The sequence below is a fragment of the Stenotrophomonas rhizophila genome (assembly GCF_003751305.1).
Lineage (GTDB): Bacteria > Pseudomonadota > Gammaproteobacteria > Xanthomonadales > Xanthomonadaceae > Stenotrophomonas > Stenotrophomonas rhizophila_B.
Map to the genome: position 1 here is coordinate 333,925 of NZ_RJKV01000003.1, position 14,719 is coordinate 348,643.

Annotated in this window: 18 protein-coding genes and 1 tRNA gene; 14 read left to right on the top strand and 5 right to left on the bottom strand. The window is 65.9% G+C overall.

Annotated features, from left to right (window positions below; translation table 11 throughout):
- Positions 1-453 precede the first annotated feature (453 nt).
- A complete protein-coding gene (locus EDF74_RS16540) occupies positions 454-717 on the top strand; it encodes a hypothetical protein (RefSeq protein WP_123731129.1) in 264 nt (87 codons plus the stop codon).
- Here EDF74_RS16540 and EDF74_RS16545 read toward each other — a convergent pair.
- Positions 714-1,424, bottom strand: a complete 711-nt coding sequence (locus tag EDF74_RS16545) for a DUF2971 domain-containing protein (protein ID WP_123731130.1) — start codon at positions 1,422-1,424, stop codon at positions 714-716. The genes EDF74_RS16540 and EDF74_RS16545 overlap by 4 nt on opposite strands.
- Positions 1,421-2,266 carry a site-specific integrase gene (locus EDF74_RS16550; RefSeq protein WP_260232295.1) on the bottom strand — a complete coding sequence of 282 codons (846 nt, stop codon included), beginning with the start codon at positions 2,264-2,266 and terminating at the stop codon, positions 1,421-1,423. The genes EDF74_RS16545 and EDF74_RS16550 overlap by 4 nt, the downstream gene beginning before the upstream one ends.
- Before the next feature lie 376 nt (positions 2,267-2,642).
- Here EDF74_RS16550 and dusA point away from each other — a divergent pair, with 376 nt between their 5' ends.
- From dusA to EDF74_RS16570, 4 genes are all read left to right on the top strand, one after another.
- Positions 2,643-3,638: a tRNA dihydrouridine(20/20a) synthase DusA gene (gene dusA / locus EDF74_RS16555; RefSeq protein WP_123731131.1), complete on the top strand. Its 996-nt coding sequence runs from the start codon at positions 2,643-2,645 to the stop codon at positions 3,636-3,638.
- Positions 3,639-3,850: 212 nt separating this feature from the next.
- On the top strand, positions 3,851-4,219 hold the full coding sequence (locus tag EDF74_RS16560) for a hypothetical protein (protein ID WP_123731132.1): 369 nt from the start codon (positions 3,851-3,853) through the stop codon (positions 4,217-4,219).
- Positions 4,220-4,296: 77 nt separating this feature from the next.
- On the top strand, positions 4,297-4,980 hold the full coding sequence (locus tag EDF74_RS16565; protein WP_019185514.1) for a response regulator transcription factor: 684 nt from the start codon (positions 4,297-4,299) through the stop codon (positions 4,978-4,980).
- A gap of 20 nt (positions 4,981-5,000) precedes the next feature.
- On the top strand, positions 5,001-6,425 hold the full coding sequence (locus EDF74_RS16570) for an ATP-binding protein (RefSeq protein ID WP_070474511.1): 1,425 nt from the start codon (positions 5,001-5,003) through the stop codon (positions 6,423-6,425).
- Between the two features lie 4 nt (positions 6,426-6,429).
- Here EDF74_RS16570 and EDF74_RS16575 read toward each other — a convergent pair whose 3' ends face one another.
- On the bottom strand, positions 6,430-7,215 hold the full coding sequence (locus tag EDF74_RS16575; protein WP_123731133.1) for a zinc-dependent peptidase: 786 nt from the start codon (positions 7,213-7,215) through the stop codon (positions 6,430-6,432).
- Positions 7,182-7,457: a hypothetical protein gene (locus EDF74_RS16580; RefSeq protein WP_123731134.1), complete on the bottom strand. Its 276-nt coding sequence runs from the start codon at positions 7,455-7,457 to the stop codon at positions 7,182-7,184. Before EDF74_RS16580 ends, EDF74_RS16575 begins: the two co-directional genes overlap by 34 nt.
- A 117-nt stretch (positions 7,458-7,574) precedes the next feature.
- Here EDF74_RS16580 and birA point away from each other — a divergent pair, with 117 nt between their 5' ends.
- The 7 genes from birA (at position 7,575) to EDF74_RS16615 (ending at position 12,018) form a co-directional block, all read left to right on the top strand.
- Positions 7,575-8,552 (top strand): bifunctional biotin--[acetyl-CoA-carboxylase] ligase/biotin operon repressor BirA, encoded by a 978-nt coding sequence (gene birA / locus EDF74_RS16585; RefSeq protein ID WP_123731135.1) that lies wholly within the window; start codon positions 7,575-7,577, stop codon positions 8,550-8,552.
- Positions 8,549-9,286, top strand: coding sequence for a type III pantothenate kinase (locus EDF74_RS16590; RefSeq protein ID WP_123731136.1), 738 nt, complete (start codon positions 8,549-8,551; stop codon positions 9,284-9,286). Before birA ends, EDF74_RS16590 begins: the two co-directional genes overlap by 4 nt.
- A gap of 9 nt (positions 9,287-9,295) precedes the next feature.
- Positions 9,296-10,135: an SPOR domain-containing protein gene (locus EDF74_RS16595; protein ID WP_123731137.1), complete on the top strand. Its 840-nt coding sequence runs from the start codon at positions 9,296-9,298 to the stop codon at positions 10,133-10,135.
- 41 nt (positions 10,136-10,176) lie between these two features.
- Positions 10,177-10,252 (top strand) — tRNA-Thr (locus EDF74_RS16600).
- A 93-nt stretch (positions 10,253-10,345) separates the two neighbouring features.
- Positions 10,346-11,266 carry an arginase gene (gene rocF / locus EDF74_RS16605; RefSeq protein ID WP_123731138.1) on the top strand — a complete coding sequence of 307 codons (921 nt, stop codon included), beginning with the start codon at positions 10,346-10,348 and terminating at the stop codon, positions 11,264-11,266.
- A gap of 191 nt (positions 11,267-11,457) precedes the next feature.
- On the top strand, positions 11,458-11,595 hold the full coding sequence (locus tag EDF74_RS16610; RefSeq protein WP_123731139.1) for an entericidin A/B family lipoprotein: 138 nt from the start codon (positions 11,458-11,460) through the stop codon (positions 11,593-11,595).
- A 201-nt stretch (positions 11,596-11,796) separates the two neighbouring features.
- Positions 11,797-12,018: a CsbD family protein gene (locus EDF74_RS16615; protein ID WP_019185523.1), complete on the top strand. Its 222-nt coding sequence runs from the start codon at positions 11,797-11,799 to the stop codon at positions 12,016-12,018.
- 90 nt (positions 12,019-12,108) lie between these two features.
- Here the strand turns inward: EDF74_RS16615 and EDF74_RS16620 are convergent, their stop codons facing one another.
- Complete coding sequence (locus EDF74_RS16620) at positions 12,109-12,909, bottom strand: hypothetical protein (protein WP_123731140.1); 801 nt, start codon at positions 12,907-12,909, stop codon at positions 12,109-12,111.
- Positions 12,910-13,017: 108 nt separating this feature from the next.
- Here EDF74_RS16620 and EDF74_RS16625 point away from each other — a divergent pair, with 108 nt between their 5' ends.
- Positions 13,018-14,307: a tryptophan--tRNA ligase gene (locus EDF74_RS16625; RefSeq protein ID WP_123731141.1), complete on the top strand. Its 1,290-nt coding sequence runs from the start codon at positions 13,018-13,020 to the stop codon at positions 14,305-14,307.
- Positions 14,308-14,388: 81 nt separating this feature from the next.
- Positions 14,389-14,718 (top strand): hypothetical protein, encoded by a 330-nt coding sequence (locus EDF74_RS16630; protein ID WP_123731142.1) that lies wholly within the window; start codon positions 14,389-14,391, stop codon positions 14,716-14,718.
- Position 14,719: the final 1 nt, after the last annotated feature.

Below are 14,719 nucleotides of genomic sequence, written 5' to 3' on the forward strand. Positions count from 1 at the left end.
GAGTCCCACCGGAACTAGGTAACGCGGTAATCAAGGTCGGAAAAAGCGCGGCAATGCCTTGTGCCACAAGGATTTACAGAGGTTACCTCTTCGAGTGATTTGAGGTAATTTCAGTGCGAGGGCCAAGTAATGTCATTGATTTTTAAGGACTTTTATCAAGCCCCTGATTACCTGTCGGGAAGGTAATTAGATTACCCAGGCGTTACCCTAAAATTACCTTTGATGTATCTATATAAATCATTGATTAAATAGAGAAAGTGAGCGACTTTTGAGGGGTGGTTACCTAAGTTACCTGCTTCCGATGGCCATCCAAAAATTTGCCATAAAAGGGGCGCGGAGAGGCGCCCACGTTCCCTGCCGCCCCGCCTTGACGCTCGCTCAGCGCGACCGTCTCCGGTGCTCGATCACCGGCGCTGGCCACGGCGCTTCCGCCGCTAGGCTATGACTCGCTGAGTGATCGAGGACAGTGCGATGCATGACGGCTGGGATTACAGAGCCGGCCGCTGGGATCTAGGGTGGGTCAACCGATCCGTCGCCGTGGTCGTGCTGCAGCCAGACGGATCCGCGAAGATGACGCTGTGCGCACTGAAGATCTGGCAGGTCATCCACATGCGGGCGGCCAGCGTCGACCAGGACAAGCGATATGCCGAACGCTGGTGCGCCGCTCGCCTCTTCCCGGAGGTTTCGACCAGGGAGGGGGTAGAGCGATTCCGTTAGGCTCGCCCGGCGGGCTGAGCCTCAGGTCTGCCGAGTGACGGCCGAAGTTCGTGGCCCAGTTTCATCTGCACGCCGGCGTGGTCGAGCATCACCGTATAGACGTCGGAGTGCCAAGGGGCGAGCTTGATCAGGGCTGTCTTCAGCGCCTCAGGGGCGCGGCTCCCAATAAGCACTCGGCGGAGCATGCCGGGAAGCTTCACGTATTCACTCGCACTGATGAATCGCCACTCTTTCTCGTACTCCCAATGCTTGGTCTTTCGGCTAAGAACATCCGCGGCGGTCGGTGTGGACAGAAGGCCAATAGCGACGTGCGGTAGTTCGTCTAAATACTGGACCTGGTGGAGCCCAGGATGGTGTTCGTCGACCTCGAACTCGAAGGCGACGCCGCGTGAACTATCGCCATAAAGCGCCCACATACGAACGTCGTACCACGCCGTTGTCAGGCTGCAGACAAGCTGATTCTGATCGGCCGCCAAATCCAATTCATCAAGCGCCCCGTACACCTTCACTGGGGATTGCCCTCCTCCAATCGCGACCGTGTTGACGAGTGCACCGCCGATCAGAAAATTACGATAGATCATGGACTGGTACTGGCCTTCGAACGGGTCATTCAACTGCCCGTACCTTGCGCAATACAAGCGCTCGTTCATTGCGATATCGAGTGTGTGCAGAGCCTCGCCGCCGCCCTTGAACTTGTACAGCTTCATCCTTCTTCTCCCTGGGATTCGGCATTGATTGGTTGCTGAGGTATGCGGTGCGGCGACTCCGGCCGCAGCTGTGTATATCGCTTTAGTTCATTCCAAGACTCGTGCAGGGTAACCGCCGCCACCTCAGGAATGTCATACCCCTGTTCGAACAACCGCGAGGTTGCCTCATGCCGCAGGTCGTGGAAGCACAGGTCTTCGATCCGCAGCTTCGTGCAGGCGCGGGTAAAAGCGGTACCCACTGAATTTGGGTTGTAGGGGAAGATCGGCCCATCCTCTGTCGGCTTGGGCTGGCGCTGCACGATATCCCACGCCTCGCCCAAGAGAGGGAACCGCTTATGGTTCCCCGCCTTCTTCCGGGGGTGCTTGGCGTCCCTAAGCAATGCCGTGCGCTTCGTCTGGTCGACATCCGACCACAGCAGCCGGGTGATCTCGCTCTCGCGCTTCGCGGTCAGCACAGCGAAGTCGATGATGTCCACCATGGGGATGGTCGACCGCCATGCCGCCGCCCGGAAGTGCTCACGCAAGCGCTGCAACTCATCGGCAGTGGGGCGCCTGTCACGGCGCTTGGACCTCCCGACCAGGCGCAACAGCCGGAGCGCCGGCCGCGCCTCGGCCACCGGATCGCTGGCGAGCTTCACGCGCTTCATCGGGCCGGCCAACTTCAGCAGCTCCGAGAGGAACCCCAGCTCTACGTTCATGGTTGCCGGCGCGCAGGCTGGGATAATGACGCCTTTCGCCATCATGTGGTCACCGCGGATTCGTCGGCGGGCGTGCTCGATCACGTCGTTGGCCGTGAGCCTCCTGGCCACGATGTCGCCGAGTCCCTCGCGGATCCTGGTCATGTTGCCGGAGTGCGTCTTTGGATACGTCGCTGATGCTGGCCAGCTCGTTGATTCGCCAGGCGATCAGTTTGCCGATGGTGATCTCTTCACCGGGTGTAGCGCCTCGGGCCTCCTGATCGGCAAGCTCGCGGTCCATGCGGTCCCCCCAGGCCTTCGCAGCCGTCTTGGTGGGTAAGGTACGGGTTTGGGTGGGGTGGCCTTTGCGGCGCACAATAGCGCGGCAGTGGCCGTCTCGATTTTGCAGGGTTGCCATGGTGTACCAGCTCGGATGTACCACGCCCTCCGTGGTACGGCAGTGGCACAGCCGGTTAGGAAAATGCGGGAAAAGTGGTGCAAATTCGGGAAACAGCGAGAAACGTATATGCTTGATAAGTCAATGAAAACTAAAGAAATCAAGGGTATTCGGCTCTGCGTCGCCCCGATGATGGACTGGACGGACCGCCATTGCCGGTACTTCCACCGGTTGCTGGCCCCGGGCGCACGGCTGTATACCGAAATGGTGCACGCCAACGCGGTGATCCACGGCGACCGTGAGCGCCTGCTCGGCTTCGACGACAGCGAGCACCCGCTGGCCCTGCAGCTCGGTGGCAGCGATCCGGCCCTGCTGGCCCAGGCCGCCCGTATCGCGCAGGAATGGGGCTACGACGAGGTCAATCTCAACTGTGGTTGCCCCTCCGATCGCGTCCAGGCCGGGCGCTTCGGTGCCTGCCTGATGCGCGAGCCGGCCCTGGTGGCCGAGTGCGTGGGCGCGATGGTCGCTGCGGTGGACATCCCGGTCACCGTGAAGTGCCGCTTGGGCGTGGATGACGACAACGACTACGAAAGTTTCATGAACTTCGTCGATCAAGCCGCCAACGCCGGTAGCGCGATGTTCGTGGTACATGCCCGCAACGCGTGGCTGAAGGGCCTTTCGCCGAAGGAAAACCGCGAAGTGCCGCCGCTGCGTTACGACTGGGCGCACCGTCTCAAGGCCGACCGTCCGCAGCTGCAGATCGTCCTCAACGGCGGCCTGGCCACGGTCGAGGCCGCGCAGGCCCAGTTGCCGGCGCTGGACGGGGTGATGCTGGGCCGTGCCGCCTACCACGACCCCTACGTGCTGCATCAGCTGGAGGCCGCCCAGACCGGTGCCCCGCTGCAGTCGCGTGAGGCGCTGCTGCGCGCCATGCAGCCGTATATCGAGGCGCAGCTGGCCCGTGGGCTGGCGCTCAAGCACATCACCCGCCACCTGCTGGGCCTGTTCCATGGCCAGCCGGGCGGCCGTGCCTTCCGCCAGATCCTGAGCGAAGGCTCGCACCGCGTCGGGGCCGACTGGAGCCTGATCGAGCAGGCGTTGGCGGTCACTCGTGCCCAGGCCGAGCGCGTCGCGGCGTGAGCCGCGTCACCTTGTCAGCTTGACAAGGACCCCGGTTTAGCTGCCAATGTTCACTTAGATGAACAAAGCGGGGAGGCAGGCGGAAAAGTTCAGACCGGATTCACTGGCTAAAACCAAGAATTCGCTAAAGATTCGTAAAGCGCCGGCCCAGGCTGGCGGTTGCCGATTCACAACTTTTGAACGTTTAGCCGCGCTCCGCTAGGATCAGACCGATGTTCTCCGTGACCCGCCACCGCCGCATTGCCGCCTTCGCCCTTCTGGCGACGGGCGCAGCTGCCTCCACCAGTGCGTGGGCGCAGATGCCGCCGCCGGAAGCGGCCCGTGCCGAAATGCTGCGTACGGCCGAACGCGGCGGTCCGCAGGAGCGCTCGCTGTCCGATGCCGTGCGTCGGGTGCAGCGGACTACCGGTGGACACATTCTCGGCGCCGAGCGCGTGCCCTTCGATGGGCGCGACATCAACCGGGTGAAGTACATGGATGATCGCGGTCGCGTCCGCTATATGGACGATCCGGCGACATCGCGTTCACAGCCCCGCACGCCGCGCTCGGATATGTCATCACTACGCGGCGATAACCCCTGAACAGGGATAGTTGTCCGCAGTCATCTGCATTACCCACTGGCCCCAAGGGGCCATACCCAGGACACTAGGGAGAGTTCATGCGTATCCTTCTGGTCGAAGACGAAGCCCCGCTGCGGGAAACACTGGCAGCCCGGCTCAAGCGCGAAGGCTTTGCCGTCGATGCTGCGCAGGACGGTGAGGAAGGTCTGTACATGGGCCGCGAAGTTCCGTTCGACGTCGGCATCATCGATCTTGGCCTGCCCAAGATGTCGGGCATGGAGCTGATCAAGGCCCTGCGCGACGAGGGCAAGAAATTCCCGGTGCTCATCCTGACCGCGCGTTCGAGCTGGCAGGACAAGGTCGAGGGCCTCAAGCAGGGCGCCGACGATTACCTCGTCAAGCCGTTCCACGTGGAAGAGCTGCTGGCCCGCGTCAATGCGCTGCTGCGCCGTGCCGCCGGTTGGAGCAAGCCGACGCTGGAGTGCGGCCCGGTCGCGCTGGATCTTGCCGCGCAGACGGTCAGCGTCAACGGCAGCAACGTGGATCTCACCAGCTACGAGTACAAGGTGCTGGAGTACCTGATGATGCATGCCGGTGAACTGGTCTCCAAGGCCGACCTCACCGAACACATCTATCAGCAGGACTTCGACCGCGACTCGAACGTGCTGGAGGTCTTCATCGGCCGCCTGCGCAAGAAGCTCGATGCCGACGGCGAACTCAAGCCGATCGAAACCGTGCGTGGCCGCGGTTACCGTTTCGCCATTCCGCGCAACGAAGGCTGAGCTGCGGCTGGCGATAGATGATGTCCGGTCGTCTGTGGTTCTTTAAACGCTGGCGGCCGCGCTCACTGCAGGCGCGCCAGCTGTTGGCCGCCTCGGTGGGCCTGGTGGCCTTCCTGGCCCTGGCCGGCTACGCGCTGGACGCGGCCTTCGCCGATACCGCGAAGGCCAACCTGCGCGAGCGGCTGAAGAACTACGCCACGGCCTACGCGGCCGGCATCGACTTCACCCGCGACCGCTCGCTGTACATCCGTGAGCAGCCACCGGATCCGCGCTTTGACGTCCCGGGCAGCGGCCTCTATCTGCAGGTCGTGATGCCGGACGGCAAGGGCAACTCCATGTCTGCCGAGGGCCCGATGCTGCCCACGGTAGGCGGCGGCATGCTGGCCCCGCGCCAGGAAGTCTTCGAAGGCCCGTTGCCGATGATCCAGATCGATGGCAGCGAGGGCTCGGCCTACCGCTATGGCATGGGCCTGGTCTGGGATGCCGACGCCGACCCGGCCACCGAATTCCCGTACACGATCTACGTGCTCGAAGACTCGCGCGCGCTCGGCGCACAGCTGCGCGTGTTCCGCGGGCGCGTGTGGTTCTACCTCGGCGGCATCGGCCTGATCCTGCTGCTGCTGCAGACGGTCATTCTGCAGTGGAGCCTGCGCCCGATGCGGCGCGTGATCAACGAACTGACCAAGGTCCAGCGCGGTGAAACCGAGCGCATGAGCGAACGCCATCCGCGCGAGCTGGAACCGCTGACCGACAGCATCAACGCCTTCATCGAGAGCGAGCGCGAGAACCTCGAACGCCAGCGCAACACGTTGGCCGATCTCGCGCACAGCCTGAAAACGCCGCTGGCGGTGTTGCGTACGCAGCTCGACAGCGGCGCACGCGATGAGGATCTGCGCGAAGAGTTTGACGTGCAGCTGCGGCGCATGAACAACCTGGTGTCGTACCAGCTGGCGCGCGCGGCTTCGTCCGGTCACAAGCTGTTCTCCGCCCCGTTGCCGATCGAATCCAACGCCGAGGAAATCGTGCGGGGCCTGGAGAAGGTCTACGCCTCCAAGGGCGTGCTGTGCGAATTCGATATCGACCCGGCCGCGCGTTTCCACGGCGAGCCCGGTGATCTGCAGGAACTGCTCGGCAACCTGCTGGAGAACGCCTTCAAGTGGGCCAAGCGTCGCGTGCTGCTGACCGCGCATCCGTTGCCGGCCCCCGGTGCGCGTCGCGCGGGCCTGGTGCTGTCGGTGGATGACGATGGTCCGGGCATCGCACCGGAAGACATCGCCAAGGTGCTGCAGCGTGGCGTGCGTGGCGATGAGCGCGTGCAGGGTCACGGCATCGGCCTGTCGATCGTGCAGGACCTGATCAAGGATTATCGCGGCGAACTGCAGGTGAAGCGTTCGCCGGAATTGGGTGGTGCACGCTTTGAAGTGAAGCTGCCGCCCGGACCGTAACGCATCACCGCGTCAGCGGTGACGGACCGTAGAACCGCAGCAGATGCGCGGCCACCGCCGGCATCTCGCGTGCCAGCAGCGCCGGTGCGGAGAAGTGGTACTCGCTGACCACGGCAAAAAACTCCTCCGGCGCTTCGGAGGCGTACGGATCGATCAGCGTCTCGCGACCCTGGTCCACCTCGGCGCAGAACGCGTCATAGGCCTGCTGGAAATCCGCCGCCCATTGTTTCTGCCACGCGCGCGGCAACGGCGGCGTGCCGTCGATCGCTCCGTCCAGCGCATCGATCTTGTGCGCCATCTCATGCACCGCCACGCAGAACCCGGCTTCCGGATCGGCGATGTCGGCCTGGATGTCGGCCCACGACAGAATCAGTGGACCGCTGTCCCACGATTCGCCGATCAACGCATCGTCCCATTCGTGCAGCACGCCGGCCGCATCCACTTGGCTGCGGTGCACGCGGAACGCCTCGGGATACACGATCAGCTGCGACCAGCCACGCAGGCCGATCTCGCCCAGTTCCAGCAGCGGCAGGCAGCAGAGCGCGGCCAGCAACACGCCATCGGCGTCCTCCAGCTGCAGTTCGGCGGCGGGGCTGATGGTTTTCTCGTGCAGGAAGCGGGCCGCCAGGGCACGCAGGCGTTCGCGGCGGGCAGGATCCAGCTGCTGCAGCCAGGCGGCGCGGCGGCAGGTGGTGTCCCAGAGGGTAGGGTCGATCTCGCGTGGCGTGCGGCGCAGCCAGCCCAACAGTCGTTCGATCAGCGGAACATACCCGGCAGGAAGCTGTGCCACTTCGGTGCGCGCAGGCGCGGCAGCACGTCGTCATCGCCGCCACCGCCGGTGCTGGTACCGGTGCTGGCGCTGGGCTTCACCGTGGCCGGTGCCGCAGCCGCCGAAGCAGATGCCGGTGCGCTGCGCTCGTTCTCGTTGGCCGAATAGACACACGCGCCGCGGCCCGCCGTGGTGAGCGCATCGGAAGCATGCGCGGCCAGCGGGGCCATCAGGAGGAGCAGGCAATGGGCGAACGGGCGCATCGTCAACATCCAGCGGCGGGTCAAGTTCTCGATTCTAGCCCGATTCGGCCGGGGGATTGGAAGGCCCCCGGGCGGGCGCTGGCGGCGGCTTTCCCGCATACTTTTCCCGTTTACCCGATGGAAGCTGCCGTGGACGACCGCCAACTGCTGGCCAAACTGGGCGCCGGGCGCCTGTCCGGCGACGCGCTGGCGCGCGAGCTGGGCCAGACCCGTGCCGCGATTTGGAAGCGGATTCAAGGACTTAGGGCGGCTGGCGTCGATATCGACGGCCGCGCCGGTGACGGCTACCAGTTGCAGCAGCCGCTGGATCTGCTGGACGCCGAGGCCATCCAGGCCGCGTTGCCGGCCGCGGCCGGCGGCCAGCTGACCTCCCTGCAGGTGGCCTGGTCGGTCGCGTCAACGAACACCGAATTGCTGCGCTGCAGCGCGCCAGAGCGCGGGGCGATGGCCCTGCTGGCCGAGCGTCAGACGCGTGGCCGTGGCCGCCGCGGGCGGGCCTGGGCCTCGCCGCTGGCGGCGCATATCTACCTTTCGGTGCTACGCGGGTTTGCCGGTGGTCTCTCGCGGCTGGGCGGGCTGAGCCTGGTCGCCGGGGTCGCGGTGGCCGAAGCACTGCGCGAGGCCGGCTATCCAGGCGTCGCCCTGAAGTGGCCCAATGACCTTGTCGTCGACGGGCACAAGCTCGGCGGCCTGCTGATCGAGGGCGGCGGTGAATTCGCCGGTCCGGCGCGCGCGGTGATTGGTCTCGGCGTCAACGTCCGGATGCCCGCTGCGTTCGCGGCGGAGATCACCCAGCCCTGGACCGATCTGGATACGCTCTCCGGCGCACAGACCTCGCGCAACGCGGTGGTCGCGCACATCCTCGCCGCCCTGCTGCCCGCACTGGACGCCTTCGAGCAGGACGGCCTCGCGCCGTTCCTCGCCCGGTATGCCGCGCTGGACAGCCTGGCCGGGCGCGAGGTGCAGGTGGAAGAAGGCGGCGTGCTGTTTGCCGGCACGGCGCTGGGTCTGGCCGACGACGGGGCGCTGCGTGTGCGCATCGACGGCGGTGAACGGGTTTTCCATGCGGGCGAAGTCAGCGTGAGGGCGCAATGAGCGACTGGTTGTTTGATCTGGGCAATTCGCGCTTCAAGTTCGCGCCGCTGCAGGGCGTGCGCGCGGGCGACGTGCAGGCGTGGCCGCATGGTGCTGAAGCGATGCCGGCCGCAGCACTGGATGCGCTGCCGTCGGGCGACACCGCCTACGTTGCCAGCGTTGCCGCACCCTCGTTGACCGCCGCCATGCTGGATGTATTGCAGGCACGCTTCCGCCATGTCCGGGTGGCGCGCACCGAAGCCGACTACGCCGGTGTGCGGATCGCTTATGCCGATCCCACCCGCTTCGGCGTGGACCGCTACCTGGCGCTGCTGGCCGTGGCCGCGCGTGGCCAGGCCGTGCTGATTGCCGGCGTGGGCACCGCACTGACCATCGATCTGCTGGATGCCGAGGGCCAGCATCACGGCGGGCGTATCTCGGCCTCGCCCACCACGATGCGCGAAGCCTTGCATGCACGTGCCGTGCAGTTGCCGGCGGCGGGCGGTGACTACAGCGAGTTCGCCAATGACACGGCCGATGCGCTGGCCTCCGGCTGCGATGGGGCGGCGGTGGCCCTGATCGAACGCAGTCGTGTGCAGGGCGGCGAGCGGCTCGGCGCGTTGCCGCATCTGCTGGTGCACGGCGGCGGTGCGCCGGCCCTGCTGCCGCTGCTCGGCGATGCCGAATTCCAGCCCGCGCTGGTGCTTGATGGGCTGGCCCGCTGGGCCGTGCATCAACCGCCGTCGGCAGGCTAGGATCAACCGATGCTTACCCGTGCCCTGATCGTCGTCCTGGTCATCCTCAACCTCGGTGTCGCCCTGTGGTGGCTGCTGCGCGGCGAACCGGCCAGCGCACCGCCGGCACCGCCCGTCGGTGTGGCGCAGTTGGAAGTGCTGCCGAGCACGCAGGCGCCGCCGGCCACGGCGACGCCGGTGACCGCGGCGCCGGCACTGCAGGACGTCACGCCCGCCTCCGCGTCCGCGCCTGTGACACAGCCGCCGGTGACCACCGCCGCGCCGGCCACCGCCGTGGCCGACACGCCTGCGCCAACGCCGGCTGCCAGCGTCCCTGCACCGGCCCCGGTGGCCGCAGCGCCCACACCGGCCGCCGTACCCGCACCCGTCACCGCGACACCCACTCCCGCCCAATGCGTGAGCCTGGGGCCCTTCGCGGACCGCGCAACGGCCCAGACCGCCCAGTCGCGCGCCGGGAATGCCCTGCGTGGCGCCAAGCTGCGTGAGGTCGCCGATGCCGGCGCCACCCGCTACCGCGTGCTGCTGCCGCCCGCCGCCAGCCGTGAGGACGCGCAGGCCACGGTCAAGCGCATCGTCGCGGCCGGCGTGAGCGACTACTACATCATTGCCCAGGGCGAGGACACCAACGCCATCGCGCTTGGCCAGTACCGCAATCGCGAAGGCGCGGATCGCCGCCTGGCCGCCCTGAGCGCCGCCGGTTTCAAGGCGACCATGGTCGCCAGCGGGGGCGATGGCAGCGCGCAGTGGTGGCTGGATGCGACCCTTGCCGAAGGCACCGACCCCGCCGTGGCCCGCCAGCGCAGCGGCGCAGCTCAGCACCGCTCGCTGGAATGCGCGCGCTTGCGCTAGAATCCCGGCTCCGCGACGGGTCATCCCGCTGCGATGCCCATGCCGGCATAGCTCAGTTGGTAGAGCAACCGCCTTGTAAGCGGTAGGTCCCCAGTTCGAATCCGGGTGCCGGCACCATTAATGCACGGTCGATGACGACTGCTGCAGCGCCGCGAGTCGTATCCCCCCGCGCTGGCTATGCTGGTCCTCTTTGCAATGGAGGCAACAGCGATGGCGATGTATTCCCCGGTTTCCCTGATTGGCGTGCCCACCGATATCGGGGCGGGCCACCGTGGCGCGGGTCTGGGACCGGACGCCCTGCGCATCGCGGGCCTGGGTGATGCGCTCACCGCGCGCGGCGTGGAGGTGCGCGACCTCGGCAACCTGGCCGGTCCGCGCAACCCGTGGACGGCACCGGTGCAGGGCTACCGCCATCTGGACGAAGTGGTGGCCTGGAACCGTGCGCTGATGGACGCCACCTACGCCGAGCTGCAGGCCGGGCGCATGCCGATCATGTTGGGCGGTGACCATTGCCTGGGGATCGGCTCGATCACCGCGGTCGCGCGCTGGTGCCGCGAGCAGGGCAAGGACCTGCGCGTGCTGTGGCTGGACGCGCATTCGGATTTCAACACCAGCGAGGTCACCCCGTCGGGCAACGTCCACGGCATGCCGGTGGCCTGCCTGTGCGGGCTCGGCCCGGACGCATTGACCCGGCTGGGTGGCGATGCCCCGGCGATCCGCCCGCAGCAGGTGCACCAGATCGGCATCCGCTCGGTGGACCAGGAAGAGAAGCGCCTGATCAAGCAGCACCAGGTGGATGTCTATGACATGCGCTACATCGACGAAGCCGGCATGAAGCGCACGATGGAGGCAGCGCTGGCCGGCATCGACGCCAACACGCACCTGCACGTCAGCTTCGACGTGGATTTCCTGGATCCCAGCATTGCACCCGGCGTCGGCACCACCGTGCCGGGCGGGGTCAATTACCGTGAAGCGCAGCTGGTGATGGAGATGATCGCCGACACCGGGCGCATGGGGTCGCTGGACATCGTCGAGCTGAATCCGCTGCTGGACAACCGCAATGCGACGGCCGAACTGGCCGTCGATCTGGTCGAAAGCCTGTTCGGGAAATCGACCCTGATGCGCGATTGAGGACGCTTGGCTGAACCGCATTTTCCTGCGTTCACATCCGCTGCACGCCTCTCCAGCCAGATTGCACGTCACGCGGCGCTGTGTGTTTCGACCCACGGCACTGCAGGTCAGGAAGGGGGGCTGCGCTGGCGTGCTCTCCTGACAGGCGGGACCGGATTTCGGTATTGAATTTGAACAACCAGGAGAACCCCATGAAGCGTGTTATCGCACTGATGCTGTTGTCGATGTTCTCGGTGGCCATGCTGTCCGGCTGCAACACCGTTGCTGGTGCAGGCAAGGACGTGCAGAAGGCCGGTGAATCGGTCGAAGACGCTGCCAAGGGCAACTGATCCGCGGATCAGCAGTCAACGGAAAAGGCCGGGAATTCCCGGCCTTTTTCATGTCCGCGCGATGACAGCGCGGACGAGACCGTAGTGAATCCATTCAAGCTCGTGAGCGCGTGTTTCATCGCCGCTTGACCGCATGCCAACGTGCGCTGTCGCATTCTGAGTGCACGGCGAGATGGCCGTTGCAATCAAGGATGCGAACCCATGAACAAAGACATCATTTCCGGCAAGTGGACGCAGCTCAAAGGCAAGGCGCAGGCCAAGTGGGGCGACCTGACCGACGACGATTTCAAGGTGGCCGAAGGCAATGCCGAATATCTGGCAGGCCGCCTGCAGGAACGCTATGGCTGGGCACGTGACCGTGCTGAAACCGAGGTCCGCGACTTCGAAGCGGCCATGCGCAAGGATTATCCGGATTACCACTGAGTGGTGATCCAGTACGACGGATCAGCCGTCGGGGGTTGAAACCGGGACGGGCCGCGAGAGCGGCCCGTTTTTCATGCGCGTCGTTCGCGATCAGCGGCCTGGATACGGCGGCGGATCCGGCACGTAGCGGTTGGGGAATGCCTGGGGTTCACCGCGTGCCGGTGTGCCCGTCCGTGGAATGATCCCGCGGGCGATCAGATTGCGTTCGCTGTCGTAGCGGACCTGCACCTGCTGCGCCGGGTAGGGGGTATCGCGTTCAAAGGCGGTGTTGCGCACGCGCGAGGCCTCGCGCTCGCCATGACCGGTGCCGAGCTGGGGGGCCGGTGCGGAGGAGCCGGTGACACGCACACTTTCCAGTGATGACGAGCGTGCCTGTGGGCGCGCCTTGGCATCGGCCGATCCCGCCGCCGCTGGGGCGACTGCCATGGACACCCGCCCAGCCTCGTGGAAGACCGCCACGCCGATCACGCCGATGTTGTCCGGGCGCCCGGTGCGGCCGGCGTAGCTGCGGTCCGGATCGGTGAACACGAACTGGGCGACCTCCTCCGACGACTTGCGCCAGCCATGGATGTCCGTGGTCTGCCAGGGGTTGAGCACGTAGCCGGTCTGGCCGGGTGCGGCGACCTCACCGCTGATGGCGTTCAGCCCATCGACCGAAAGCACCACCAGCACGCGCTCGGCGCTGCCGTTGCGCAGGCGCACGCTGTAGCGGTGGCCCTGTTGCCCGGCCACCCAGCGTTGCGGGCCTTGGCGATACTGGGTCAGGGCCTTGCCGCTGTCGCGGTCGATCACCGTCAGGTGGACCGGACCGGTGTCGTAGCGCAGGGGGAGCCCGGGTTTGAAGCCGCACAGGGCCAGCACGGCCAGCAGGGGCAGGATCAGACGCTTCATGGCAAGGCTCCGCAGGGCAGGTGCAGTATCAAACGCACGGCCCCGGCCGACGGGGTTGAGCGCGGGCAGGTAAACTGGGACGGTTCACTTGTCAGCACTGATTCCCCCATGACGACCCGCGTTCTTACCGGCATCACCCCCTCCGGCACGCCCCATCTGGGCAACTATGTCGGTGCCATCCGCCCGGCGATCGCCGCCAGCCAGGCCTCGGATATCGAGAGCTTCTTCTTTCTGGCCGACCTGCACAGCCTGATCAAGGCGCAGGAGCCCGAGCGCACCCAGCGCTCCACGCTGGAGATCGCGGCAAGCTGGCTGGCCTGTGGGCTGGACCCGGACAAGGTGTGGTTCTACCGGCAGAGCGACATCCCGGAAACCACCGAGCTGATGTGGTTCCTGACCGTGATCGCCAGCAAGGGCATCCTCAACCGCGCGCACGCCTACAAGGCCGCCGTGGACAAGAACCGCGAGGAGCAGCTGGATGACGACGCCGGGGTCAGCGCGGGGTTGTTCATGTACCCGGTGCTGATGGCCGCCGACATCCTGATCTTCAAGGCCAACCGCGTGCCGGTCGGTCGCGACCAGATCCAGCACATCGAGATGGCGCGCGATTTCGCGCAGCGCTTCAACCATGTCTACGGGCAGGCGTTCTTCCCGCTGCCGGAGGTGGTGATCGATGAGCAGGTCGCCACGCTGGCGGGCCTGGATGGCCGCAAGATGAGCAAGAGTTACCACAACACCATTCCGCTGTTCGCCCCGCGCGCGGAGCTGAAGAAGCTGGTGTTCTCGATCCTGACCGATTCGCGCGCGCCCGGCGAGCCCAAGAGCACAGAAGGCTCGGCGCTGTTCCAGATGTACCAGGCGTTTGCCACCCCGGAGCAGACCGCGGCGTTCGCGCAGGCCTTCGCCGACGGCATCAGCTGGGGCGATGCCAAGCAGCAGCTGTTCGAACGCATCGACAGCGAGATCACTCCGCTGCGCGAGCGCTATGACGCGTTGATGGCCGAGCCGGAAAAAATCGAGGCGCTGCTGCGTCGTCGTGGCCAGCAGCTGCGCGAGCAGTTGGCCGTGCCGTTGCTCAAGGAGCTGCGTCATGCGGTGGGCCTGCGCGATCTGTCCACCGCCGGTGACGTGCCCAGTGAAGAAAGCGGGGCCGCACGCGCTGCACCGCCGCTGTTCAAGCAGTACCGCGAACAGGATGGCCGCTTCTACTTCAAGCTGCAGGCCAGTGACGGCACGCCGCTGATCCAGAGCGAGGGCTTCGATTCGCCGCGTGACGCCGGCCAGCTGATCGGCGTGCTCAAGCAGACCGAGCATGGCGACGGACTCCAGAGCGAATTGTTCAAGCTCGAGGCCGAAGTGGACGTGGTGCTCGCCGCATTGCAGGCACTGCGCGAGTAACACCCGCCGCTGGCCGACAACCGGGCTATGGCATGATGCCCCTGCACGCCGCAGGGGCGTGTTCCTGCACGGGAGACTGCGATGGCCTGGTTGTCGTTGTTGTTGTTCCTGCCCTGGTTCGTGCTGCTGGGCACGTTGTACTGGCTGTTTCCGCGCCAGCCGCGTGGCACCGCGCGCCGCCTGTTCGATGGTGCCGCGCTGGTGCTGGCCTTCGTGCTGAGCATCGTGGCGATGCTGTGGGGCCACCACATCGGCGTGGTCCAGAACGATGCCGGGCCGATCTGGCGACAGGTGCTGGCGGTGCTCTATGCCTACGGCGCGTTCCTGGCGGTGATGGTCGCCGCGCTGCTGCTGCGTGGGCCACTGCTGAGCGCGACTGCGACCAAAGCCGCATCGAAGCCGCTGCACTGAT